At 41.2% G+C, this 24159-nt stretch carries 25 protein-coding genes and 1 other annotated feature; of the genes, 8 read left to right on the forward strand and 17 right to left on the reverse strand.

The genetic code is table 11. From position 1 onward, the window contains the following. Positions 1-315: 315 nt before the first annotated feature. Complete coding sequence (locus ACROAE_RS02125) at positions 316-501, forward strand: DUF3545 family protein (RefSeq protein WP_160053078.1); 186 nt, start codon at positions 316-318, stop codon at positions 499-501. A 94-nt stretch (positions 502-595) separates the two neighbouring features. Here ACROAE_RS02125 and ACROAE_RS02130 read toward each other — a convergent pair whose 3' ends face one another. The 4 genes from ACROAE_RS02130 to thrA all read right to left on the reverse strand — a co-directional run bounded on the left by ACROAE_RS02130 (position 596) and on the right by thrA (position 6118). Next, positions 596-1141: a hemerythrin domain-containing protein gene (locus ACROAE_RS02130; RefSeq protein ID WP_432399287.1), complete on the reverse strand. Its 546-nt coding sequence runs from the start codon at positions 1139-1141 to the stop codon at positions 596-598. A gap of 223 nt (positions 1142-1364) precedes the next feature. Continuing rightward, positions 1365-2648 carry a threonine synthase gene (thrC, locus tag ACROAE_RS02135; RefSeq protein ID WP_432399288.1) on the reverse strand — a complete coding sequence of 428 codons (1284 nt, stop codon included), beginning with the start codon at positions 2646-2648 and terminating at the stop codon, positions 1365-1367. Positions 2649-2693: 45 nt separating this feature from the next. Next, positions 2694-3653, reverse strand: a complete 960-nt coding sequence (thrB, locus tag ACROAE_RS02140; protein WP_432399289.1) for a homoserine kinase — start codon at positions 3651-3653, stop codon at positions 2694-2696. Then, on the reverse strand, positions 3650-6118 hold the full coding sequence (thrA, locus tag ACROAE_RS02145) for a bifunctional aspartate kinase/homoserine dehydrogenase I (RefSeq protein WP_432399290.1): 2469 nt from the start codon (positions 6116-6118) through the stop codon (positions 3650-3652). The genes thrB and thrA overlap by 4 nt, the downstream gene beginning before the upstream one ends. A gap of 713 nt (positions 6119-6831) precedes the next feature. Between thrA and slyD the strand changes: the two genes are divergently transcribed. Together slyD and ACROAE_RS02155 are read left to right on the forward strand one after the other, a co-directional pair. Then, the gene (gene slyD / locus ACROAE_RS02150) at positions 6832-7398 is read left to right on the forward strand and encodes a peptidylprolyl isomerase (protein ID WP_432399291.1); all 567 of its coding nucleotides are present in this window, start codon (positions 6832-6834) and stop codon (positions 7396-7398) included. Between the two features lie 432 nt (positions 7399-7830). Next, a complete protein-coding gene (locus tag ACROAE_RS02155; protein WP_432399292.1) occupies positions 7831-8208 on the forward strand; it encodes a hypothetical protein in 378 nt (125 codons plus the stop codon). A gap of 28 nt (positions 8209-8236) precedes the next feature. Here ACROAE_RS02155 and trpR read toward each other — a convergent pair whose 3' ends face one another. Next, entirely contained in the window at positions 8237-8515 is a 279-nt protein-coding gene (trpR, locus tag ACROAE_RS02160) for a trp operon repressor (protein WP_432399293.1), read from the reverse strand. Positions 8516-8750: 235 nt separating this feature from the next. On the opposite strand from trpR, the gene ACROAE_RS02165 reads away from it, so the two are divergent. After that, positions 8751-9200 carry a c-type cytochrome gene (locus tag ACROAE_RS02165; protein ID WP_432399499.1) on the forward strand — a complete coding sequence of 150 codons (450 nt, stop codon included), beginning with the start codon at positions 8751-8753 and terminating at the stop codon, positions 9198-9200. 195 nt (positions 9201-9395) lie between these two features. Here ACROAE_RS02165 and ACROAE_RS02170 read toward each other — a convergent pair whose 3' ends face one another. Beyond that, positions 9396-10061, reverse strand: coding sequence for a cytochrome b/b6 domain-containing protein (locus ACROAE_RS02170; RefSeq protein ID WP_432399294.1), 666 nt, complete (start codon positions 10059-10061; stop codon positions 9396-9398). Positions 10062-10482: 421 nt separating this feature from the next. On the opposite strand from ACROAE_RS02170, the gene hpf reads away from it, so the two are divergent. Together hpf and ACROAE_RS02180 are read left to right on the forward strand one after the other, a co-directional pair. Beyond that, complete coding sequence (hpf, locus tag ACROAE_RS02175; protein WP_101086362.1) at positions 10483-10836, forward strand: ribosome hibernation-promoting factor, HPF/YfiA family; 354 nt, start codon at positions 10483-10485, stop codon at positions 10834-10836. Between the two features lie 115 nt (positions 10837-10951). Next, positions 10952-11072 (forward strand) — a sequence feature (Phe leader region). A 58-nt stretch (positions 11073-11130) separates the two neighbouring features. Next, entirely contained in the window at positions 11131-13074 is a 1944-nt protein-coding gene (locus ACROAE_RS02180) for a chorismate mutase (protein WP_432399295.1), read from the forward strand. A gap of 80 nt (positions 13075-13154) precedes the next feature. Here ACROAE_RS02180 and ACROAE_RS02185 read toward each other — a convergent pair whose 3' ends face one another. From ACROAE_RS02185 to ffh, 8 genes are all read right to left on the reverse strand, one after another. Continuing rightward, on the reverse strand, positions 13155-13493 hold the full coding sequence (locus ACROAE_RS02185) for a hypothetical protein (RefSeq protein ID WP_432399296.1): 339 nt from the start codon (positions 13491-13493) through the stop codon (positions 13155-13157). Between the two features lie 135 nt (positions 13494-13628). After that, positions 13629-14768, reverse strand: a complete 1140-nt coding sequence (gene tyrA, locus ACROAE_RS02190; protein ID WP_432399297.1) for a bifunctional chorismate mutase/prephenate dehydrogenase — start codon at positions 14766-14768, stop codon at positions 13629-13631. Positions 14769-14779: 11 nt separating this feature from the next. Continuing rightward, positions 14780-15871, reverse strand: coding sequence for a 3-deoxy-7-phosphoheptulonate synthase (locus ACROAE_RS02195; RefSeq protein ID WP_432399298.1), 1092 nt, complete (start codon positions 15869-15871; stop codon positions 14780-14782). Between the two features lie 382 nt (positions 15872-16253). Beyond that, on the reverse strand, positions 16254-16607 hold the full coding sequence (gene rplS, locus ACROAE_RS02200; protein ID WP_188955527.1) for a 50S ribosomal protein L19: 354 nt from the start codon (positions 16605-16607) through the stop codon (positions 16254-16256). 33 nt (positions 16608-16640) lie between these two features. Then, the gene (gene trmD / locus ACROAE_RS02205; RefSeq protein WP_160053065.1) at positions 16641-17387 is read right to left on the reverse strand and encodes a tRNA (guanosine(37)-N1)-methyltransferase TrmD; all 747 of its coding nucleotides are present in this window, start codon (positions 17385-17387) and stop codon (positions 16641-16643) included. Positions 17388-17402: 15 nt separating this feature from the next. Then, complete coding sequence (rimM, locus tag ACROAE_RS02210) at positions 17403-17933, reverse strand: ribosome maturation factor RimM (RefSeq protein ID WP_160053064.1); 531 nt, start codon at positions 17931-17933, stop codon at positions 17403-17405. A gap of 25 nt (positions 17934-17958) precedes the next feature. Beyond that, entirely contained in the window at positions 17959-18210 is a 252-nt protein-coding gene (gene rpsP, locus ACROAE_RS02215; protein WP_160053063.1) for a 30S ribosomal protein S16, read from the reverse strand. A gap of 229 nt (positions 18211-18439) precedes the next feature. Then, the gene (gene ffh, locus ACROAE_RS02220; RefSeq protein WP_188955533.1) at positions 18440-19813 is read right to left on the reverse strand and encodes a signal recognition particle protein; all 1374 of its coding nucleotides are present in this window, start codon (positions 19811-19813) and stop codon (positions 18440-18442) included. Between the two features lie 274 nt (positions 19814-20087). Here ffh and ACROAE_RS02225 point away from each other — a divergent pair, with 274 nt between their 5' ends. Both ACROAE_RS02225 and ACROAE_RS02230 read left to right on the forward strand, forming a co-directional pair. Beyond that, positions 20088-20876, forward strand: a complete 789-nt coding sequence (locus ACROAE_RS02225; RefSeq protein ID WP_432399299.1) for a cytochrome C assembly family protein — start codon at positions 20088-20090, stop codon at positions 20874-20876. Between the two features lie 151 nt (positions 20877-21027). Beyond that, positions 21028-22317: an HlyC/CorC family transporter gene (locus ACROAE_RS02230; RefSeq protein WP_432399300.1), complete on the forward strand. Its 1290-nt coding sequence runs from the start codon at positions 21028-21030 to the stop codon at positions 22315-22317. Positions 22318-22401: 84 nt separating this feature from the next. Here ACROAE_RS02230 and ACROAE_RS02235 read toward each other — a convergent pair whose 3' ends face one another. The 3 genes from ACROAE_RS02235 to pdxJ form a co-directional block, all read right to left on the reverse strand. Then, complete coding sequence (locus tag ACROAE_RS02235) at positions 22402-22923, reverse strand: DUF962 domain-containing protein (RefSeq protein WP_432399301.1); 522 nt, start codon at positions 22921-22923, stop codon at positions 22402-22404. 115 nt (positions 22924-23038) lie between these two features. Beyond that, the gene (acpS, locus tag ACROAE_RS02240) at positions 23039-23419 is read right to left on the reverse strand and encodes a holo-ACP synthase (RefSeq protein ID WP_432399302.1); all 381 of its coding nucleotides are present in this window, start codon (positions 23417-23419) and stop codon (positions 23039-23041) included. Beyond that, positions 23419-24156: a pyridoxine 5'-phosphate synthase gene (gene pdxJ / locus ACROAE_RS02245; RefSeq protein WP_432399303.1), complete on the reverse strand. Its 738-nt coding sequence runs from the start codon at positions 24154-24156 to the stop codon at positions 23419-23421. Before pdxJ ends, acpS begins: the two co-directional genes overlap by 1 nt. Positions 24157-24159 lie beyond the last annotated feature (3 nt).

A 24159-nucleotide genomic window follows, 5' to 3' on the forward strand; every position in this document is an offset into this window, starting at 1 on the left:
CATCCAATAAACTGTAAGCAAGGCATAAGCAAAAAACAAACCGAATAAGGTGTTGTTTAAATCTCAATGTTATAACTGTTCAGATAACGTAATTCAGCGCATCGAAATAACGACAAAAACTCATCTTCAAGTGATTATTTTAATTAACGAAAATCGAATATAACTAGGTAAAACCTGTATTTTATTGTTGTATATAGTCGATATTCACTAAAACGTGATGTTTTGGTAACGTAAATGCAACACAAGTGTTGCACCCTATAGTTGAAATATGATACTTATTTGTGCAGAGACATCATAATAACAAGGGAGGTTACCATGGATCGATTAGACTATGGTGGTGCGCTAGACGAAGTTGTTGAAAGACCAAGCCGCTCAAAAAGCTCGTCCAAGAAACGTAAATGGCGTGAAATTGAAGCCATTAAAGACAAACAACGTTTACTCAAGGAATTGCAAGATATCGATGATTCATTCGATTTCGATGTTAGTACATTAGTTCTCTAATGATCCAAATGCACAATCTTTGATTGTCGCTAACATCACATAAAAAGAGCGCATATTGCGCTCTTTTTGTTATTCTGACACCCGTCGCTTAGGGTTAAAAGGGCTTATCAACCCTGTCGATGTGAGCTCGCAGGTCCTCAAACATGGATTTATCATTATCATTAAAAAGCGGATCATCAACTAAACGCTGCTGACATAAGATTGCAACCCTGTCCCAATCGTTATCGTCTAACGTACTGACAAAAAGCGGAAAAACCTCCCGTTCCTCATATTCCATATGCAATTGCTGCAATTGGATATAATCCTTTAAGTCTTTTATCAGTTTTTCACGAGAAATAACCACATCAGACAAAATCATATTTAAACTGTAGATAAGCGATCCAGATGCTTCAGCCAATCGATGATGCTCGTTATATAATTGACCACAATTCGCTAAGCCAGCTTTATTGCTGTAATAATCAAAAATAATATCCTCTAGGGGATGGTGACTGTGTTCTGCATAACCTTGCATGTACTCAACAATATCCCTGACAAGATTGAAATTAACCCCATTCCCATCGGCTAATCGAGTCAATTTATCTGAAAGGATATTCAACAAAATGGCAATGTGTTTATGATCGCGCATTAGACGTTGCAACATAACCTTCTCCAGTCATTTCGGTAATCAATACTCATGTATAAATAATAGCCAACATTCTCGTTTTTTCTAATCTACACTAGGATCTACAAAATGAGGTATGACCAAGATCATACTATTGGAATATAAAAAAACACCTAACACCAGTCATCCGAGTATTAAGTGTTTTATCATATTAGCATTGAGAAGATCTTGAGCGTATTTCACTCCAAATAGTATTGCTGGATTACGCTAGCACCTTAAACATATGTGCTTTAAGCACATCAAAATCCGCGGCAAACTCAGCTGATAAAATAGGCTTGTGTGCAACTGCTGCTAACTCTGGTGGTAAAGGTAAATTAATAGATAACTGTTTATCTACGACATCTTTAAACTTAGCAGGATGAGCTGTACCAAGAAATATTCCGCTTTCGTTACCTGTTAAGCCCAAAGTTAATGCATGTGCTGCAATCGCCGCATGAGGCTCAGAAAGATACCCCGCTTGATACAGTTGAGCTAACGCGGCCGCGGTATCTGTTTCAGATAATGCAATGCCCGTCACTAACGATAGCGGCCAACCCATTTGTTCACATATGGCTTCAACACGTGGCCAATTGCTTGGTTCAGATACATCCATCGCATTTGACATGGTTGCTACCGTTTTATGTGGCTGCCATGCTCCCTCTTGCAAATAACGAGGCACCGTATCATTACTATTGGTGGCAGCAATAAAACGTTTGATTGGCAATCCCATGGCTTTAGCAAACAAACCCGCCGTTAAATTACCAAAATTACCGCTGGGTACGGACAAAACAATCTCATCATTACCAGCTTTTTTGGCTTGTGCCACGGCTTCAAAGTAATAACAAATCTGGGCTAATAAACGGCTAATATTAATAGAGTTAGCCGAGTTTAATGCTAATCCGTCACGTACATCACTGTCGTCAAATGCTTGTTTTACTAGATGCTGACAGGCATCAAAGTCTGATGTCACCGCCACGGTGTGAATATTCTTACCTAGAGTGGTAAACATTTTTTCTTGGAGTTCACTGATTTTACCTTTTGGGTAAAGCACCATCACATTGACGTTATCTAAACCATAAAATGCGTCAGCAACTGCAGCCCCAGTGTCACCCGAAGTCGCAGTGAGAATGGTTAGCTTTTTATTACCAGCAAGTAAATTGACACACTGAGCCATAAATCGAGCGCCAAAATCTTTAAATGCTAATGTTGGGCCGTGAAATAATTCTAAACAAGCACGCTTCTCGTCAACGTTGGTAAGCGGCACATCAAAAGTAAACGCATTATCAACAAGTTTATCAACGCTATCCTGACCTAATTCATCGGCCAACCAAGCACCCAATACTTTTTTGCTTCTTGCTGCAAAAGGCAATGCCAATAAGGCATCCATATCGGCTAAAACAGGGATCGATTTTGGAAAAAACAACCCTCTGTCTTTGCCTAATCCCAGTTGTACTGCTTCACTGAAATTTACTACCTGTGATGGGTGTTTTAAATTATATAATTCCATTACGACTGCCTTTTTCAATTTCAAATAAATAATATCTAGTTGCGGTTACACGCAGCGGGTACCTAATTGATCTAATTTACACACATGGGCAAAACCGCCAGCCTGTGAAATATAGTGTTGCATCAACCAGTCTTTGGCTTTTTCAGCCGTGGCTAAATCGTCTGTAACGCTAAACAACGTTGGGCCGCTTCCCGAAATACCGGTCGTTAACATACCTAAGTCAGCCAATGCCGCTCGAGCATCGGTATAACCTGGTATTGCCGCTGCACGATAAGGTTCTGCCAATACATCTTTAAGCATTTCAATTGCCAATGGTGCATCTTGCTGGTAACTCGCGTGTACAAAAGCACTTAAGTAGCGTCCAAAATCGATAGCGACCGATTTATCATATTTTGCAGGTAATAACTCACGCATTTTAGCGGTAGATAAAGAAATACCAGGATAAGCCACCACCCAATACCAATTGTCAAAGCTAGGAATAGTCGCGCAGGCTTTATTGCTTGAATTGAGCATTAATTGCATGCCCCCCAAATAACAGGGGGCAACGTTATCGTAATGAACACTGCCGGAAATTTTACCTTCAAATTCACCCATTAATCCCAGTAAAGCTTGCTCACCAAATGGGTTGCCAAAATGTTCATTTAACGCATAAAGAGCCGCCACAACAGAGCTTGCACTAGAACCTAAACCACTGCCTACTGGGAGGTTTTTTTCTAAACAAATCGCCACACCATCTTTACGTTGCAGTTTATTCAAAAAGAACTCAGCACACTGATACACAATGTTATCTTTACCTTCGGGTGGTAATTTATGAGCCCATTCACCTGTTTGACTAAAGTGTACACCCGTGTCTGCAACACTGATCATCACTCTATCACCTAGGAGTGAACCATCAATTGGGGCTAATGCCGCGCCTAATAAATCAAATCCAACGCCTACATTTCCCATTGACGCTGGAGCATATACGGTAAGCATTTCTTGACTGACCTTTACCGCTTGATTCATAGCCCAACCTCACGAGTCCAATTTAAGGTTCTGAGTACATCAGCAAATGCACCTGCGGCAGTTACCGCTGTACCAGCACCATAACCTCTTAGAACAAACGGAATTGGCTGATAATAGCGACTATAAAATGCCAGTGCATTTTCGCCGCCTTTAACACTGTATAAAGGATCGGTTGCATCAACCTCAACAATTCTTACATAACATTGGCCTTCATCAATTTGGCCAACATAACGCAATACTTTACCTTGGGCTTTAGCTGCATTGACGCGTGCTGATATTTCAGCATCTAATGAAGGTAATTTAGCCATAAATTGGTTTACATCACCTGAGTCGTCAAATGTGGCAGGTAAAACAGATTCGATATTAATATCACTTAACTCAAGTGGTAAGCCGACCTCACGAGCAAGGATCAACACTTTACGAGCGACATCCATACCACTTAAATCATCACGAGGGTCGGGCTCAGTAAAGCACTTCTCACGCGCAATTGTTGTTGCTTCAGATAAACTCATACCCTCATCGAGCATACCGAATATATACGATAACGATCCCGAAAGAATGCCGTTAAATTTATGCAACTTATCACCGGCATAAAGCAATTTTTTCAAATTATCGATAACTGGTAAACCTGCACCTACAGTCGTTTCATATAAAAATTGACGACGTTGGGTTAACGCAGTTTGGCGCAGAGCCTGATAATAAGCATAGTCGCGAGTGTTAGATTTCTTATTAGGCGTTACCACATGAAAGCCGGCATTCATCACTTCAATATAGCGGTCTGACACCAATTCACTTGACGTGCAATCAACCAATACTGGGTTCAATAGTTGCTGTTCTTGACCCCACTCAAGTAATTTGGCTAAGTCATAATCTTGGCCTTTTTCTACCAGTAATGTCTGCCAATCGTTGAGTTCTATACCTTCACTATTGAGTAGCATTTGGCTCGAATTGGCGATGCCACAGACTCGAATACTGATATGCTGTTCTTTCAACATGGCCGCTTGTTGCTTTATTTGGTCTAATAATCCAGCCCCAACATTGCCACTTCCCACTAAAAACACATCTACATATTGTTGAACATCAAAAAAGGCTTGATGACACGCACCAATGGCATGTTTGGTCTTTTTTTGCTGAATAACCGTTGAGATAGAGCGCTCAGATGAGCCTTGGGCAATAGCCACAATATTCACGCTGGCTTTAGCTAAGGCACTGAAAAACTTAGCCGCTACGCCTTTATGCGTTTTCATACCATCACCGATAAGTGACACTATCGACAAGTCTTGGCGCTGCTCGATGGGTTCGAGTAATTCATTTTTTATTTCAAGCTCAAACTCTTGCTCTAAAGCCCATTTCGCTTTGTTTGCATCATGAGTCGCCACACAAAAACTAATACTGTATTCCGACGAACTTTGAGTAATCAATGACACAGAGATACCACTACGAGAGATAGCGGCTAACGTACGGCTCGCCATTCCCACCATGCCTTTCATGCCTGGGCCTGATACGTTAAACATGGTTTGATTGTCTAGATTTGAAATGGCTTTAACTTGTAACCCTGTTTGGTCAGCCTCATTTGACACTAACGTGCCTGGAGCTGATGGATTGAAGCTATTTTTGATGTAACAAGGAATATGATACTGCGCAATGGGTGCGATTGTTTTTGGGTGCAATACTTTAGCGCCAAAATAAGACAGCTCCATCGCCTCTTGATAACTTAATTGCGATAACAGTTTTGCATCAGCGACGACACGAGGGTCGGTGTTATACACCCCATCAACGTCAGTCCAAATCTCACAACTTGACGCATCTAAACAAGCGGCGAGTACTGCGGCAGAATAGTCTGAACCGTTACGCCCTAACGTCACCACATTGCCGTGTGCATCTGCTGCAGTAAAGCCAGGCATCACCCATACACGATATTGATCTAACGGCAGAGCAGCAAAACGCGGCTTACTCACGCTAATATCAACAACCGACTCTAAAGGCTGACCATGCCCCAAAAACAGTGCAACAGGATCTAATTGCGCCGAAGTAAGCCCCTTAGCTAACATGACTTGTTCCATTAGCGCTGCAGACAAACGTTCACCCGTTACAACAATTTGAGCTCGAACACTGTCAGGGCATTCAGCCAATAACTTAACCCCATGCAGCTTGTCTTGCCAAACGAGCATTTGCGCCGCTAACTTAGCGACTAACATCTCGTACTGCGGTTTATTCAGTAACGACACTGACGCTTCGCTAAATAAACTGTTAAAAACCTGATTGATATGCTCTAACACAGGTTGGTAATCTTGTTGGCTAACCGCGAGATCAACCATTTCGAGTAACGCATTTGTCACAGTTGCAGGAGCTGAAAGTACCGTAGCGACAGGCTCAGCAGATGAAGAATCTGCAATAATATCTGCTGCCATTGAAAAACGAGACCAATTCGCCAGCGACGTTCCGCCAAATTTCATTACCTTCATCTACTTCTCCCTGTCACCAAACAATGACGACATTAATTTAATATACTTGAATTAAAAACAAAAAAGCCCGCTTCTGTTGTGGGAAGCGGGCTTGTTGTACAAATCTTTTAGGGTGTAATCAGCCCGCCCCCACTATGGTAATAGTGGTGGTTGTAATGGTAGTAATTACAACGAGCATAAGGGTATACATCTGATAATCTCTTGTTTTCATTTAGCAACACACAATAGTAAGCTGCCGAATTAGCTGATATACATTGGGTAACAGAATTGCTTTTTTTGCCCACAGTTGTCAACCCCTGCTTACAGTTTATTTTCAAGTTATTTTAACAAACGAGTTGATTTATATTATTTTTGAATTTCATAATTTAAAAATAGCGACATTGGAATAGCTAACCACTCATTGACACCCTGTTCACGTCAACGTAAATCGATGCGTAGAAAAGGATAATCTATTATTTTTCAGTAGTATATGCTGACACCTTAAAAATGTAATTATGTAGAAAAAACCTTACCTAACGAATATAAGCATAATGGACCTAAGCATCAGTTCTTAGATTGATTAAGCTGATTTATTTTCATCATTAACGTAAACATTTTAACAAGTCGCTTACAAAATTAAAAAAGCTGTGATTGGATAAGCAAAAACTGATGTTTGTCATCGCAGGCTGCTAATAAAGTACGGTATGATGCGCACATCACGAATTGGAGGCGATATGAAAATTTCAAAACATGCAGCGGTCACTATTCATTACCGTTTATCTGATGAGCAAGGCGAGTTAATTGAAAGTTCTTTTGATGGTGAACCAATGGTTTACTTGCAAGGTACAGACAACTTAATCCCAGGACTCGAATCAGTATTAGAAGGCAAAGAAGCCGGCGAAAAAATTGAAGCTGATATTCCTGCGGCTCAAGGTTACGGCGAATATCACCCAGGCCTAAAACAAGAAGTTCCAATTAGCGCATTTGGTGACGTTGAAGACATTATTCCAGGCATGCGCTTTATTGCAGAAACAGAGCTCGGACAACGTCCTGTGCAAGTGACTGAAGTGAAAGATGATGTGATTGTTGTAGATGGAAACCATCCACTTGCAGGTCAAGCATTACACTTTAGTGTAGAAGTGATTGCAGTACGTGAAGCAACGGCAGAAGAACTCGCTCACGGGCACGTTCATGCTGAAGGCGGCTGTGGTAGTCACGGACATGATCACGACCATGAACACGGCTCTTGTGGTTCTGAGAAACCGGGTTGTGATGGTAATGGCGGCTGCGGCTGTCACTAATAATGCTGAGATAAATCCTCTCTGCGTCATTAGAAAGTTTGAAAAAACATCAAGGCATTGTCTAAGTTCTAGGCAGTGCCTTTTTTTATACGTTATAATTAACACGTAAATAACATGAGCTAGGGATGCTAGGAATAATAAACTCATTTCAAACAATCCTTTGCTCAGCTAACAGCGTTAAACCGACTTACGATAGGCTAGCTATTGCAGCCGCAATTAACCTTATTAGCATAACCAATGACAAGCTTAAAAGTGAGATGGATTAACGTGCTGATTTTTTAATAGCATAAGTGCATCCTTATATCCTGAGTCAAGGTTAAGTAACCACAATTAGTCAGACTTATCGCCACTACTGTAAAGGACAACAAGGTAGTGAAGATCCTCACTAATTGTCTATCCATATAAGAATTAATACATAGCGACGGAGTGCTTATGTTAATCAAACCCGTATACGAATTACTACCTTACAGCTATATGATCGTTGGCACGGTAAGCCTATTTTTACTTGAGCCAAGCTACGCTTTAGTCGCTTCCATAGTGGTCTACTTATACGGTGCCCACGTTTATAACTTACGTTCAAAAAATCGTCGCACAGATCCCAAGCGAAAGCGTAAACCAGGGGCAGTTCCTGAAACCTTGTATGGTCTGATGCCTTTTATTTATGTTTTTTCAGCGCTCAGTCTTTACCGTTTCTATCCAAGAGATTCAAGCACATTATTTGCATTGTGCTTAGTCACCTACGGCGTTTATTTAATGATGAGACGTTCAAGCTACCGACACCATAAGTACCCTAAAAGCATCCGCCAGTAAGTGCTTAACACACTAAAGAGCCAATCTCTTAATCCAGAATTAACTTTCTGACTTTGGCTCGCTGGCTTGGCGACATATTCTTTAAATAATTTGAGCAACGTGTAATGGTGGCAATACTCACTTGATTTTCAGCGGCAATCTGTCGTTGGCTCATTTCTCCGGCAAGTAACGTTTGGAACACCTGTAAACGGCCAGACACAGCGCTTCTCTCCTCTTCTGTTAGCAATAATTGAAACAACACTGATAGATCTTCATCATTTGTATGAGTTAATATTTTATCTACAACTAAATTCCAGTTGGCACGCATAATTTTTATTCTCTTTGTAGTAATGCCGAAACAGTACAAGTGTATCAATTAACTTGAGTACTTTGCAAAATACAGTCTTGATTACCTTTGATAAAACAAATCGCATTTTTGCAATAAAATTGTGTAGAATAAAACTGTGACTGATTACACGTTTACTCTCATAATGATATGTGTAACAGGCTTAACTAAGTGCTATGGAACCCGTGCTATTACTAGAAAGAAGAGAAGGATCATGATGAAAAAGACATTACTTGCTATTGCAGCGACAGCAATATTAATCCCTGCCGCATTTGCCCACAACTTTGAAGAACCTGCTGACGCGATTGAATATCGTCAATCTGCATTTGGTTTGATTGCATATAATTTTGGTGACATGGGTGCAATGTTAAAAGGTAAAAAGCCGTTTGATGCGACAGTGTTCAGCAGCCGTGCAGACAATGTTGCAGCGCTATCTAAACTGCCTCACGAAGGTTTTATCGCTGGTTCTGATAAAGGCGACACCGAAGCACTTGCTAAAATTTGGCAGGACAAAGCAGATTTCGACAGCAAAATGACCGAATTTCAAGATAACGCTGCGGCATTATCTGTTGCAGCTAAATCTGCTGACCAAAACCTCATTAAACAAGCTTTTGCTAACACTGGTAAAAGCTGTAAAGGTTGTCATGACGTATACAAAAAAGATTAAGACTGTCTTTATCACAATCTAAATCGAGTTAGACGTTTGAAAGCCCATAAATTATGGGCTTTTTTGCATGTGTTTTTCGCTCATGATGATGTACATAAAACAAGGGTAGACTTATCTACAGGTTGTCAGACTTACTTTATTAGAATAACATTTTCGCTCGCTTTCACTGTTCACAACCAGCAACACTCTCTTTATTTATAAAAAACTCACCACGGGCTCCAGCAATAGCCACCAAATAAAACCAAAAATGACAGCAATAATAACCAAAGCCAACCAAGGTGAGCGTAGATTGGGCTTTGCGGTATGCTCCCCAACTTGCTTATAACCGCTGAACATCGCTTTTAGAATATTATCGCCTTTAACCACATGTATTATTACAGCCAAAATATGAATCGCTGCCAACGCCAAAATAATATTAAAATTTGTTTTATGTAACCAGGTTAACCAAGAGGCGGTATCTGACGACACAAGGTGTATCAGCGGGCCCTCAGTAAAAATATCATCTGTCGCAAATAACCCTGTGGTCAATTGCAATGCTAATAACCCTAGCAATGCAAATACCATGTACCCTCCTAGAGGATTATGGCCAATGGATGAGGGTTTCGGTTGACTGGTCGCATACTGAATAACTTTTTTAGGTGAGACAAAAAAGTGACTGAATTTTGCCGTATCGCTGCCGACAAATCCCCACACCAATCTAAACGCAATGAGTGTCATTAATACATAAGCCAGCACTTGGTGCCACTGCATCTCCCCAATATCAGCAGTCCACCATAATCCACCCAATAGCGCCACCATAACCCAGTGGAATAAACGAGTAGGAAAATCCCATACCTTAATTTTACGTTGTTCTATACTCATTAATAATCACTCTTAACATGCTGCTTATTGCTCGATTATAAGCGAATAAAAAATGATTTAAATCATTTAGGTAAAGGTATTGCGGCTAAATAGGGAGTTATTGGTAAACAAAAGAGAATTCTTGGTAAACAAATAGAGAAAGTACAGCTAAAGCGAAAATACTGAAAACATGTTGCCCTGAAGAGGTTTTTTTAGATTTTTATTGGTAAAAAAGGTAATTGAGGAACTGCTTATCCATTCAAATATGGGCCTATCGTCGACGTAATACAAGTACATTTTAACGATAAATTATCAAAAATGTCTAAGGGGTCAAATATGCTGCACTCGACACTAACAGCCTGCAAAAATGTGATTTAGATCACAACTTTTATGGCTAACCTTGGTAATCTGAACTTAAGCAAACAACAAGAAGGTTCTAAATATGCTGAAAATCACTAGCAAACAACTTGAAGTCACTGCCCTCATCCGCGAACGTATTGAAGGAAGATTAGAAAAACTATCTCGACACGATATACAGTTAATTAATCCGCACGTTATTATCACACAAGAAAAGCAATTGTTTAAAATTGAGGCTTCGGTTGGATTACCTAGTGGAGATTTATTTGCCCAGGCGAAAAGTGAAAACCTATACGCAGCGATTACTGCAATGGGACAAAAGCTGGAAAAACAGCTAAACCGCCTGACTCACAAACCCCAGGCTCAACGCCACGTATCATTACCCAATGACACAGAAAGCGAATTTGAGTATGTCTATAAGGAGGAAAACGCAGCTTGATGTTAATTATCTTTTACCAGCGCACCTTCGGGTGCGCTTTCTTTTGCCTATAATGACATCTTGTTGAGTAGAATTACATTGACAGGTTAACGCAGTGGCTTTAGTTTTACCCTATGAACACAAAAATATTTCGTTTTTTTATTTTCTTTTTTATTCAGCCCACCCTCGGAGGCGGATTTTCTGTGTAAAAACGAAAATGAAAATTCTAAAGCCTCCCACTGGGAGGCTTTTTTGTCTTATGTATACTGCTGTATTATTTGATACGCCAGTAAATCGCGTTACATTGAGGTCAATATGCAAAAACCACCAGAGTTAAGTCAAACTCGTGAGCAAATAACTGCGTTAGATAAATCACTGCTAACACTGTTATCTAAACGTCGTCAATTGAGCTTAAATGTCGCGCGCAGTAAAGAAATCGATGCCAGACCAATACGTGATACTCAACGGGAAAAAGAGTTACTAGAACGCTTAGTACGGCAAGGGCGTGATCAAGGGCTCGATGCACATTTTGTCATATCGCTTTACCAAAGCATCATTGAAGATTCGGTGCTCTTTCAACAAACCTACTTGCACGGCCGAGCAAATCCTGACACTCAAAAACAGCAATATACTGTGGCTTACTTAGGCGCCAGAGGTTCATATTCATATTTAGCGGCTACACGCTATTGTTCACGTCGTCAGGTTGAAATGATTGATTTTGGCTGTCAAAGTTTTGATGACATAGTAAATGCTGTTGAGTCAGGACATGCCGATTATGGTTTTTTGCCGATAGAAAACACCTCATCAGGCTCAATCAACGAAGTGTATGATGTTTTGCAACATACAACCTTATCCATTGTCGGTGAAACGACAATAGAAGTTGGCCATTGCTTACTGACAAAACCAGATTGTAAGCTCGCTGATATCAAAACGATTTATGCCCACCCACAGCCGATAAGTCAATGTAGCCGTTATTTAAGCCAGTACCCGCACATTAAACTCGAATATTGTTCGAGCAGTGCTGAGGCAATGACAAAAGTCATTGAGGCCGGCAATAACTCAGTCGCCGCGATTGGCAGTGCTGAAGGCGGTGCATTGTATCAATTGGTGGCACTTGAAAACGGTTTAGCTAACCAAAAAATAAATCAGAGTCGTTTTATTGTTGTCGCCAGAAAGGCCTCTGCAGTGCCATCGCAATTACCAGCCAAAACAACATTGATTATGGCAACAGGGCAAAAGCCCGGCGCTCTGGTTGAAGCACTATTAGTATTAAAAGCCCATAATCTCAACATGAGTAAGCTTGAGTCTCGCCCTATTCCTGGTACACCATGGGAAGAAATGTTCTATTTAGACATAGATGGCAACTTAGCCACAACGAAAGTACAACAAGCGATTAAAGAGCTAGAGCGGTTAACACGCTTTATCAAAGTGTTAGGTTGTTATCCATGCGAAACTGTTAAGCCCACGCAACTATCACAAGCTCAGCTGCTAATAGAACCCGACAGCTCTAAGCAGGAACCGGTTAAAGTGCAACTGAGTAGCCAAGCTAAACATTCTCGCGCTTATAAGGCACAGGATACCCAGCTTGTTTGTCAGCATATGCAGTTAGGTGCAGGTCAATTCAGCGCACTACAACAGATTAATTTGCCAATAGACAACACCGTACTAGCAACGCAAGCTAAGCTAATTAAAGAAGCGGGGTTTCAAGCAATACTGCTTAACGATTTAAAAAATCAAATGAGTGAACAGCAGCTCAAGCAACATGCCCTTGTGATTGAACAAGCAGGGCTACTGTGCATAATGCAAATTGATCAAGAGCAAGAGTTCACCTTGGCAAGTCAATTAGCCGATATGATCATTCTGGCCGGTAAACAAATGTACAACCCAGACATGTTAGCGTTAATTGGATCCGTTAATTTACCGGTCATATTAGAACGTAACACAATGGCAAGCATTGACGATTGGTTGCAAGCCGCTGATACGGTGCTCAGCCATGGCAATCAACAACTTGGATTATGTGAATCAGGAGTGAGAAGTTTTACTCACCCAGAGCAGCTCAGCCTCGATTTAGCTGGCGTGGTGGAAGTTAAATCGCGTAGCCACTTACCTGTGATAGTTAATACCAGCTTCTGCGTCAATCCAGCATTATTAAGCACTCATGCTAACGCAGTAAAACAGCTTAAGGCTGATGCTATCGTATTACTGCAACAAGATGATGTTTCTCAGGCAGACATTATTCATGGTTTGTATCAGGCCTAAAATGTGTTTAAAGCCCATAAAAAATGCCGAGATAATTCTCGGCTTTTTTATTCCAACGTTATCTAGGCTTTAACAATAAATCACACTGCTAGCCCATCATTTAGGCTTATCCAGCCTTTGAAAATACGGTAACTAAACCAACTGACACCGACAAGATACATTGGCAAACTTAACCATAATGGGCTAATCCAGTAACCCGCGATAAAAAATGGGCATAAACCGATAATACTCATGCGTTGCCAGCGTAAATGGCTACCAAGCACAGAGTCAGGATTAACATTTTTTTGAATCAAGTTAAGCCATAAGCTGAGTAACACAGGAACAAAAAATAGTGGAAAAGCACTCATTAAGCCGTAAAGAAAATGCCCAAGGGAATTATCTTCAACCTGTTGTACAGGTAGCATATGCGATGGTGTCATCGACATGGGTTTCCTCCGAAGGCAAGTTTTTTAGATGTTAGCTAACGATGAATAAACCCCAAAATCGGTTCATCTCGTTAGCTAAACATAAGCCTTGTGTTACTGTTTGGCAATAATTTGATCGATTAAAAATGATTAACCTGTCTTCATATCATTGACTGATTGTAACATTGCACGGCTTTCATGTTGGAACTGAGGCGCAAAATCACCAAACCATTTTGCGACACGTTGAAATTGTGTAACAAACTCTTGGCGATTACCTGATTTAAGCATGGCAAGCGCATCACGATAATTATCTAAATAATCACTAATCGCATGTTGGCTGCCTTGTTGGGCAAAAATTATATCGGCATAAAGTTCAGGATCTTGAGCAAACAATCTGCCGACCATAGCTAACTCTAATCGATAAATAGGCGAGCTAAACTGTAATAGATTATCGATATCGGCTTCTTCTTTACACAGATTTAAACCGTAAACAAAAGTCGAAAAGTGACGCATTGCCTGAACAAGTTGCATCGCATTATCATGACGTTCAGCTTCAGCTTCAACAATTCGTGCGCCCCAAATCTCAATTTGTTGCAATAACCATTGGTAAGCCTCCGGTTGACGACCATGACAGACCACCACGACTTGTTTAGCTAAGCTACCTACATCTGGACCAAACATAGGATGTAAACCGACTACAGGGCCTTTATGGGCGGCTAGCATCGCTGCTAGCGGCTTTTCTTTAATAGAGGTTAAGTCTGCTAAAATACAATTTGATGGTAATTGGGTTAATTTCTCGCGGATAACTTCACAGGTAACATTAATCGGCACGGTGACAATCACTAAGCCTGCCCCGTCAAAAATAGCATTAGCATCTTGCCAGTCATTCTTATCAATGCTTTTTACTTTGTAACCAGACAGCGTCAGCATTTGGGTAAACAACTGGCCTAACTTACCTTGGCCGCCAACCACGACTACATGCCCTAAATCTTGCTTAACTTGTTTAAAGCCAACATCTTTTTCATTCAAGTAAGACTCACGCATTAATCGGCGCAAGATATCTTCGATAAGTTGTGGCGACACATTCATGTTTTGTGCTTCTGCACGACGTTTCGCCAGCATTGATGCTTCGCGCTGAGGCGCATAAATTGGCACGCCAGCAGAATGCTTTACCGCACCAACTTGAGCAACTAAATCAAGACGTTTACGCAGTAAGTGCAACAGTTGCTGATCGACACCATCAATAAGGTCGCGTAAATTCTCAAGATCAGCCGTCGTCTTTTCGTTCATATTATTATCCATTAACCGTTGGCAACCTGTAGCATATCGAATCGAGTCGGTAACACTGCAGACAACTGGTTAGCGCCTTGTCTTAAAATGGTTTCAGTGGTTTCCCAATCAATGCATGCATCAGTAACAGAAACACCGTATTTTAGCTCTGCTAATGGCTTATCTGAACTCTGATTTCCTTCATTGAGGTTACTTTCAAGCATAACACCGATAATCGATTTATTACCTGCCTCAATCTGGTTAAATACGTCTTCACAAACGTTTTTCTGACGCAAATGATCTTTTGAAGAGTTTCCATGACTACAATCAACGACCAAACGAGCACTGAGTTTTGCTTTGTGAATTTGCGCTTCGCTTTGTGCAACACTCGCCGCATCATAGTTGGGTGTTGCACCCCCACGTAAAATAATATGTCCATCTGGATTACCAGCCGTTTGTAGTAATGCCACTTGGCCTTCTTGGTTAATACCCATAAAGCGATGGCTGCTTGCTGCAGACTTGAGTGCATTAATGGCCACCTCGAGTTTCCCGTCGGTGCCATTTTTAAAGCCCACTGGCATCGAAAGGCCTGATGCCATTTCGCGGTGAGTTTGAGATTCTGTGGTTCTTGCGCCAATGGCAGACCAGGTCACGAGCTCAGATAAATACTGCGGGCTAATGGGATCTAATGCCTCTGTTGCGATGGGAAGCTCAAGCTCTGCAAGCCAAATCATTAACTCACGTGCCATTCTTAAGCCTTTTTCAACATCAAATGACTCATCCATATCAGGATCATTAATTAATCCTTTCCACCCCACGGTAGTACGCGGCTTTTCAAAATAGACACGCATTAAGATATAAAATTCACCGCTTAACTCATCATGGAGTTTTTTCAGCTTTAATGCGTATTCTTTGGCGGCATCGATATCATGAATAGAGCAAGGACCGGTCACAACGAGCACACGGTTGTCGCGTTTATGCACGATATCAGCGACTTGTTTACGTGCATTAAGAATATATTGATAAGCATGAGTAGAGAGTGGCAGTTCTTTTTTTAACTCTGCTGGAGTGACTAAAACTTGCTCTGAACTGATGTGCACATTGTTAATCGTATCTTGCTGCATACTAATACTCTCTTTTGACGACAGACCAAAGGTCACTAATAGATTTATGTTTAGGTATTGCACAGTGACATTGTATTTTTGTACCGCTACACCATTACAACGTTAAAGCAACTATGCCTGTGCAAAGCTCCTAGAGCAAGGCTTATTTACACAAAGGAGTAAAAACGACTTCGTGAAGATGTGATGTATAAAAACAGCCATGAATTTTGTGCTTTCGCGGAGAGCTTTCTACCCGCTGTTATCATTTAATTAATTGTTATCACTTTCTTAGCTATTCTTACTTTATTAATTGTTATGATTTTTTAAAAGCCCCACAAACAAAAACCCGCCTTTCGGCGGGTTGTTGTGCGAACACTGCATCTTTATTTTTAATCGGTAACTATTACTTAGTTGCCAATTTTTCACGGATACGTGCAGATTTACCTGAACGCTCACGTAAATAGTACAGCTTAGCACGACGTACACGGCCGCGACGCTTAACTTCGATGCTAGCAATTAATGGGCTATGCGTCTGGAAAGCACGCTCAACACCTTCACCATTAGAGATTTTACGTACTGTGAATGCAGAGTGCAGACCACGGTTACGCTTTGCGATAACGATACCTTCAAAAGCCTGAAGACGCTCTTTATCACCTTCTTTAACACGTACTTGAACCACTACTGTATCACCAGCACCGAAATCAGGTACGTCTGTTTTCATTTGCTCATCGTTGAGCATTTTAATGATGTTGTTCATAACTACTCCATTCTAGAATTAACTGAGCATTGACTATGCGGACTTGTCCGTTTCATTCACGAACTGCGCTAATAAAGTCGTTTGTTCGTCAGTCAGAGCTAGATTTTCAAATAATTCTGGTCGTCTCAAAAAAGTTCTTCCGATACTTTGTTGCAAACGCCAGAGTCTAATTTTTTCGTGGTCACCGCTTAACAGCACTGCCGGTACATCCATGCCATCCAATTGTTCAGGGCGTGTATAATGAGGACAATCCAGTAAACCTTCAGAGAAAGAATCTTGCTCTGCTGATGCTTGCTTGCCTAATACACCAGGTACTAAACGAGCCACTGAATCGATTAACGTCATTGCCGGCAATTCTCCGCCCGAAAGCACATAATCACCGATAGACCACTCTTCATCCACTTCCGTTTGAATAATGCGTTCATCAACACCTTCGTATCGACCACACACTAAAATCAATCGGTCTGATTTAGCCAACTCAGTCACGCCTTGCTGATCCAGCTTACGTCCCTGAGGTGACAAATAAATCACTTTTGCCCCATCACCTGCAGCAGCTTTTGCTGCATGGATAGCATCGCGTAAAGGTTGCACCATCATCAACATTCCTGGGCCACCACCGTAAGGGCGGTCATCCACAGTACTGTGTCTATCATGGGTGAAATCACGAGGATTCCACGTTTGCACCTCTAGCAGGCCGCTTTTGACGGCTCGACCCGTAACACCAAAGTCTGTAACGGCACGAAACATCTCTGGAAACAGGGTGATTACCCCTAACCACATATGTTGTACCTCGACTTAGAAGTCAGGATCCCAGTCCACTAAAATCTGTTTCTCTTGCAAATTCACCTGTTTGATGAATTGCTCGGGGACAAAGGGGACCATACGTTCCACTTTGCCGAAGGCATCTTTAGCGTTAGCTTTAATCAGAAGTACGTCGTTTGATCCTGTTTCCACGATCTGGTCGACAATACCCATGTTATAGCCGTTTATATTGGTCACTTCACAGCCGATAAGATCTCGGTGATAAAATTCATCATCAGCGAGGTCTTTCATTTGTTCTGGCAAAATCGCAATTTCACAATTTGTGAGCATTTGCGCATGCTCTCGAGAGTTAACACCTTCAAGTTCAGCAACCAGTGCCTTACCTTGAAAACGCCACTGCGCGACCTTAACTTCACGCCAAACACCTTGTTCTTTAATCAACCAAGGCGAATAATCAAAAATACCTTCAACAGAATCGGCATAGGAAGTGATTTTAAGCCAACCTTTAATACCATGACTGGATCCTAATTTACCCAGTACGATTGGCTGTTGGTTATCGCTCATCTATCTATACCTTTTTAATACGCAATTAAGCAGCAGCTTTACGTGCGTCTTTGATCAGTTTTGCAACACGCTCAGATGTTGCAGCGCCAGTAGCAACCCAGTGCTCAACACGATCAAGATCTAAACGTAAAGTTTCTTCTTGGCCACGAGCCAATGGATTGAAAAAACCTACACGTTCGATGAAACGACCGTCACGAGCATTGCGGCTATCAGCAACAACGATATTGTAAAATGGACGCTTTTTTGCGCCGCCACGAGCTAAACGAATGGTAACCATGCGTTTTATTCCTCTAATGATTTGCTAGAAGCAAAAATAAAAACTGGAACTCCGTGTTCGCGAAGAGTCCCAGAAAGAAAGCCGGAAGATTTTACCTGACTTTTGAACTATTGCAACCAAATCTGATGATTTTTAAATCACCGATTTAGCGACCTTAATTGTAAAGACATAACCTAACCAACTGATGTATGTATTAATTAACTGCATTTATGTATAAAAGATGGCTCAATTAACGTCCTGGAAATTTCATCCCAGGAGGTAACATTCCGCTCATTCCGCGCATCATCTTCTTCATGCCACCCTTTGCAGACATCTTTTTCATCATTTTCTGCATTTGGGTAAACTGTTTTAATAAACGGTTAACGTCTTGAATTTGAGTGCCAGAACCTAATGCGATTCGGCGTTTACGAGACCCTTTGATTAAGTCTGGGTTTTTACGCTCTTTGGCTGTCATCGAGTTGATGATGGCTTCCATTTGACCGGTCATTTTGCCGTCTTGGACTTGAGCTAAAGCCTCTGGTGGTAATTGACCTACACCAGGTAACTTTTCAAGCATGTTCATCATGCCGCCCATGTTTTTCATTTGCTGTAATTGCTCACGAAAATCTTCTAGGTCAAAGCTGCCACCCGATTTTACTTTTGAAGCAAGTTTCATTGCTTTGTCTTTATCGACACCGCGTTCAACTTCTTCAATCAGTGACAACACATCACCCATACCTAAAATGCGTGACGCAATACGGTCTGGATGGAACGGTTCTAACGCATCAGTTTTTTCACCGACACCTAAAAATTTAATTGGTTTACCGGTAATGTTACGGATAGATAACGCCGCACCACCACGCGCATCGCCGTCTACCTTAGTTAAAATAACACCGGTTAGCGGTAATGCTTCATTAAATGCTTTAGCGGTATTGGCCGCATCTTGCCCGGTCATTGCGTCGACCACGAACAAGGTTTCTACCGGTTTAACCGTAGCATGGAGTTGTTTGATTTCATCCATCATGGCTTCATCGACGTGTAGGCGACCTGCCGTATCGACAATCACCACATCAATAAATTTAAGCTTGGCGTAGCTAATTGCCGCTTTAGCAATATCTACTGGCTTTTGACTAACATCTGATGGAAAAAATTCAACGTCAACTTCTAATGCTAACGTTTCTAACTGTTTAATTGCCGCTGGACGGTATACGTCAGCACTGACCACTAACACAGATTTTTTGTGACGCGTACGTAGGAACTTACCTAGCTTAGCGACAGAGGTGGTTTTACCCGCACCTTGTAAACCAGCCATCATAATAACGGCTGGCGGTATCGCCGCTAAATCTAACGCTTCGTTAGACTCACCCATGGCTTTTTCAAGCTCACTTTGGACGATTTTAATAAAAGCTTGCCCAGGGCTTAAGCTTTTTGATACTTCTTGACCTACAGCGCGTTCTTTTACGCTGTTAACGAATTCTCTAACAACAGGTAAAGCGACATCTGCTTCAAGCAGCGCCATACGCACTTCACGCAAGGTTTCTTTAATGTTGTCTTCTGTTAAGCGACCACGGCCACTAATGTTTTTTAGTGTGCGTGACAGTCTGTCGGATAAATTTTCAAACATTGGCCAGCTCTTTTCAGCATATCGATAATTGTGGCTATTATACCCAAGCCACTCTAAATTACGATACTTGCGGCGATCAGTTATCGTGATTAGGTAAATTATTTGCAGCTAAGGGTAAGATACTGTTAAATTTTGAGCCTCAGGTCACTGCCATATTAGGGGGTGATCATGTTAATCTAAGACAAATAATGAGATTGCGGTGCGTCGGCAATATTTTTATCGCGCTTACCGCTTTTTCAGCGACGCTTTCATTACTTTGACAGGTTGATTTCAAATGGTTATTTTTTCAGCTGGCGCCATGCTGTTTTATTGCATTGCTTTAGTGTTAGTCACCAGCAGACTATTTCATGCACAAGGCCCTAACCGCAGAGCGGTAATGATAGCGTCTAGTATTGCAGTGGTGTTGCATGGCTTTGCGTTATCAAATGCCATATTTACAGTTGATGGCCAAAATTTTAGCCTAACCAATGTGATTTCATTGGTGAATTGGATTATCGCTTTCACCTTTACTATCACTATGCCGCGTTTAAAAGTGATTATTGTTGTCCCTGTGGTCTATGCCTGCTCAGTGTTGTCTGTGGCATTGTTATGGTTACTGCCACCACAATATATGACCCACTTCGAGCTTCATCCTGAAATTTTAGCTCATGTTGTGCTCTCTTTAATGGCTTACAGCGCCCTGATGATAGCCGCGTTATATGCTATTCAATTGTCATTTATCCAAAATAAGCTTAAAAAGAAACAAATGATGATGAGCCCAGCAATGCCGCCATTAATGACGGTTGAGAGGCAGCTTTATCATTTAATTATTATCGGATTTGTGTTGTTAAGTTTGTCTTTGGTGACTGGATTTGTATATTTAGATGACATGTTTGTAGATGGTAAAGGCCATAAAGCCATACTATCAATGATAGCGTGGGTAGTTTATGCCATTATGTTGTGGCAACAATATACCGTAGGCTGTAGAATTCGTACCGCTGTTATCTATAGTTTATCTGGCGCAGGTTTACTGTCGTTGGCCTATTTTGGTGCAAGAATTGTTAAAGAACTGATATTAAGTTAGCTTTGTAACTTAACAGCCAGATAACAAGCTGTTTATCATTGATTCATCAAATAAGATAACTTGACACAAACAGTCATTAATAAATAATGACTGTTCAAATTTTATGTATTGGTGATATTTACCAACTTTAATGTATTAATGGGGCCCCTTTTTGGACGCTATATCTACCAGCGCACTTTTTATTTTTCTTGCAGTTTTAATTATCATTTCTGCTTATTTCTCTGGTTCAGAAACTGCAATGATGACCTTAAACCGTTATCGATTGAGGCATCTTGCTGGCAGTGGTCATCGCGGAGCACAGCGCGCTTTAAAGCTGCTTGATCGTCCTGATCGGCTCATCGGTCTAATCCTCATCGGTAATAACCTGGTAAACATTCTAGCTTCTGCCATAGCAACTATTATTGGTATGCGTTTATTTGGCGATATGGGCGTGGCGATTGCAACCGGTGTATTAACTATTGTTGTGTTAGTTTTTGCTGAAGTAACCCCTAAGACATTTGCGGCGTTGCACCCTGAGCGAATAGCATTTCCCTCGAGTGTGATATTAGGCTGGCTTTTAGTATTGCTATCACCTTTTGTTAAAGCAATTAACTTAATCACTTCAGGTTTTTTACGCCTAATGGGTATTAAAACTGTTAAAACAAGTGACGCATTAAGCCAAGAAGAGTTACGTACGGTTGTACACGAAGCTGGCGCACTCATTCCACAGCGTCACCAAGAAATGTTGTTATCTATTCTTGATTTAGAGAAAGTCACTGTTGAAGACATTATGATTTCGCGTTCTGACATTTACGCGATTAACGTTAATGATGACTTTAAGTTGATCAATAAAATGGTGATTCAAAGTCCTCATACGCGTGTGTTGGTTTACCGTGACAACATTGATGATGCCGTAGGCTTTATTCACTTACGCGATGCGTTACGCTTACAATCTAAAGAACAATTCAGTAAGTCCTCTTTGCTTCGCGCAGTAAAAGAGTTGTACTTTATACCAGAAGGCACGCCGCTGAACGTACAGCTGACAAACTTCCAACAAAACAAAGAACGCATTGGTTTGGTCGTTGATGAATATGGCGACATTCAAGGTTTAGTGACTCTGGAAGATATTCTAGAAGAAATTGTTGGTGACTTTACAACGTCAATGGTTACCACGCCAAGTGAAGACATTAACATCCAACAAGATGGCAGTTTCTTAATTGACGCAACGATAAACATTCGTGACCTCAATAAAGAAATGAAATGGAATTTTCCTATCGATGGCCCTAAAACCCTTAACGGTCTTATCATCGAGTTTCTCGAAGACATTCCTGCTGCCAATACCAGCTTGCGTATTGCAGGTTACCATTTAGAAGTGATTGAAGTGGCTGATAACATGATTAAAGCAGTAAGAGTGTTACCTAGTCATTTAGACATTAAAGCTGCTGAGAATGATGATGAATAACCTCAGCAACATTGGTTAACAAGCAACAAAAAAGGCGCATTGAGCGCCTTTTTTGTGTCTTAATGAAGCCGTTTTTATTCGATATTAGCCATGTAATTTCGCTTCTAAAGCGCGGCGTTTATCTCGGGCAAGTGGTTTAATTTTTGCTGCGAGGTCTTTTTCCCAACCGAACATAAAATAGAGTTCTGCCATCAAGAAAAATGGACCTATTAACAGTTGATTTAAATCATCCATAAAAGCAGGTTTGGCTTTTTCATATTTATGACCAACAAATTGAATGACCCAACCTAACGCAAAAACACTTAAGGCAATCAACATAGGGTGTTCAGTATGAACCACCATTTCAGTGGTATAAAGTACCGGTATAATAAACAACACTAACCCTAGGGCTAAGCGCACATGTAGCATCATGTAGTAAGCTAATACTACCAATGTTAATACCATAGCTACACTCACTTGATAGTCCTGCCATGCTAACCGCAGTGTACCGAACATCAAAAATGCCGACCAAATAATCATTGGAACACCGACAAAATGAGTGCGTATATTTTTAGGGTTTAAATGAACGCTTTTATAAGTTGATAATTGTTCTACTGCCGATTTCATCTCGAGTCTCATGTTATTAGTTGTTGTTATCTTGTTAATTTAACCTAGTTTACTTAGTTTTAAAAGGTACAAAAAAAGGCGCCTATGCGCCTTTATATGGAAAAGTAATGGTAAATTAACGCTCTAATACTACAGTGGCTACCGCATAATGTTGTTCATCAGCAATACTGATAAACCCTCTACTGCCACCAAGTTGTGTTAAACGAGCAAGTGCACCGTCAGTAAACCGGATCATCGGAGCACCATTGGCATCATTGTCGATGTGGATATGCTGAAACGAAACCCCTCGACCAATACCTGTGCCTAACGCTTTAGCGGCGGCTTCTTTAGCAGCAAAGCGCTTTGCTAAAAAACGCTCTGCTTGCTTAGACTGCATGTATATTGCGAGCTCAGGCTCTGTGAGTACACGTTTAGCCAATCTGTCACCTAGGCGTTCACGCTGCTCATGTATACGGGCTATCTCAACAATATCGGTACCAATACCCACAATTGCCATTATTCGCCTCTACGACCTTCCAGCATCAATTTTTTCATATCACGCACAGCCGTTTCTAAACCATCAATTGCAGCTCGAGCCACTACCGCATGACCAATATTTAATTCATACAATTCAGGAATAGCCGCTATCGCTTTAACATTATGATAATGCAAGCCATGCCCTGCATTCACTACTAAGCCTTTACTGTGAGCATAGCTTGCCATTTCGGTAATGCGTGCGAGTTCTTGAGCTTGTTCTGCATCGGTTTGTGCATCAGCATAACAACCTGTATGGATTTCTATGTAAGGTGCGCCCACAGCAACGGCAGCGTCAATTTGGGTTTTATCTGCGTCAATAAAAAGCGAAACTTTAATGCCTTGTTCAGCTAAACGGGTCACAGCTGAGGTGATTTTGTCTAACTGCCCTGCTACGTCCAAACCGCCTTCAGTCGTTAACTCTTCACGTTTTTCGGGGACTAAACACGCGTATGCAGGCTTTATATCACACGCGATAGCAATCATTTCTTCAGTAACAGCAAACTCAAAGTTCATGCGTGTTTTAAGGGTTTTTGCTAATAAGTAAACATCGCGGTCTTGAATGTGACGGCGGTCTTCGCGTAAGTGAATCGTAATACCATCAGCACCTGCATGTTCAGCGACAGCGGCTGCATGAACTGGGTCGGGATAATTAGTGCCACGAGCTTGACGTAAAGTGGCGATATGATCGATGTTAATGCCTAATAAAATTCCGCTCACACC

Source organism: Shewanella sp. MF05960 (assembly GCF_050849305.1).
In the GTDB taxonomy this organism is placed as follows: domain Bacteria; phylum Pseudomonadota; class Gammaproteobacteria; order Enterobacterales; family Shewanellaceae; genus Shewanella.

Bases quoted from the DNA above. Each gene is read 5' to 3' on its own strand.
- thrC (WP_432399288.1), bottom strand. From the start codon at position 2,648: ATGGAATTATATAATTTAAAACACCCATCACAGGTAGTAAATTTCAGT.
- trmD (WP_160053065.1), bottom strand. From the start codon at position 17,387: ATGTGGTTAGGGGTAATCACCCTGTTTCCAGAGATGTTTCGTGCCGTT.
- tyrA (WP_432399297.1), bottom strand. From the start codon at position 14,768: ATGAACGAAAAGACGACGGCTGATCTTGAGAATTTACGCGACCTTATT.
- ACROAE_RS02170 (WP_432399294.1), bottom strand. From the start codon at position 10,061: ATGAGTATAGAACAACGTAAAATTAAGGTATGGGATTTTCCTACTCGT.
- ACROAE_RS02155 (WP_432399292.1), top strand. From the start codon at position 7,831: ATGTTAATCAAACCCGTATACGAATTACTACCTTACAGCTATATGATC.
- thrA (WP_432399290.1), bottom strand. From the start codon at position 6,118: ATGAAGGTAATGAAATTTGGCGGAACGTCGCTGGCGAATTGGTCTCGT.
- ACROAE_RS02185 (WP_432399296.1), bottom strand. From the start codon at position 13,493: ATGACACCATCGCATATGCTACCTGTACAACAGGTTGAAGATAATTCC.
- ACROAE_RS02125 (WP_160053078.1), top strand. From the start codon at position 316: ATGGATCGATTAGACTATGGTGGTGCGCTAGACGAAGTTGTTGAAAGA.
- ACROAE_RS02165 (WP_432399499.1), top strand. From the start codon at position 8,751: ATGAAAAAGACATTACTTGCTATTGCAGCGACAGCAATATTAATCCCT.
- hpf (WP_101086362.1), top strand. From the start codon at position 10,483: ATGCTGAAAATCACTAGCAAACAACTTGAAGTCACTGCCCTCATCCGC.
- ACROAE_RS02235 (WP_432399301.1), bottom strand. From the start codon at position 22,923: ATGAAATCGGCAGTAGAACAATTATCAACTTATAAAAGCGTTCATTTA.
- rpsP (WP_160053063.1), bottom strand. From the start codon at position 18,210: ATGGTTACCATTCGTTTAGCTCGTGGCGGCGCAAAAAAGCGTCCATTT.
- rimM (WP_160053064.1), bottom strand. From the start codon at position 17,933: ATGAGCGATAACCAACAGCCAATCGTACTGGGTAAATTAGGATCCAGT.
- ACROAE_RS02225 (WP_432399299.1), top strand. From the start codon at position 20,088: ATGGTTATTTTTTCAGCTGGCGCCATGCTGTTTTATTGCATTGCTTTA.
- trpR (WP_432399293.1), bottom strand. From the start codon at position 8,515: ATGCGTGCCAACTGGAATTTAGTTGTAGATAAAATATTAACTCATACA.
- ACROAE_RS02130 (WP_432399287.1), bottom strand. From the start codon at position 1,141: ATGTTGCAACGTCTAATGCGCGATCATAAACACATTGCCATTTTGTTG.
- acpS (WP_432399302.1), bottom strand. From the start codon at position 23,419: ATGGCAATTGTGGGTATTGGTACCGATATTGTTGAGATAGCCCGTATA.
- ACROAE_RS02195 (WP_432399298.1), bottom strand. From the start codon at position 15,871: ATGCAGCAAGATACGATTAACAATGTGCACATCAGTTCAGAGCAAGTT.
- ACROAE_RS02180 (WP_432399295.1), top strand. From the start codon at position 11,131: ATGCAAAAACCACCAGAGTTAAGTCAAACTCGTGAGCAAATAACTGCG.
- slyD (WP_432399291.1), top strand. From the start codon at position 6,832: ATGAAAATTTCAAAACATGCAGCGGTCACTATTCATTACCGTTTATCT.
- ffh (WP_188955533.1), bottom strand. From the start codon at position 19,813: ATGTTTGAAAATTTATCCGACAGACTGTCACGCACACTAAAAAACATT.
- thrB (WP_432399289.1), bottom strand. From the start codon at position 3,653: ATGAATCAAGCGGTAAAGGTCAGTCAAGAAATGCTTACCGTATATGCT.
- rplS (WP_188955527.1), bottom strand. From the start codon at position 16,607: ATGAACAACATCATTAAAATGCTCAACGATGAGCAAATGAAAACAGAC.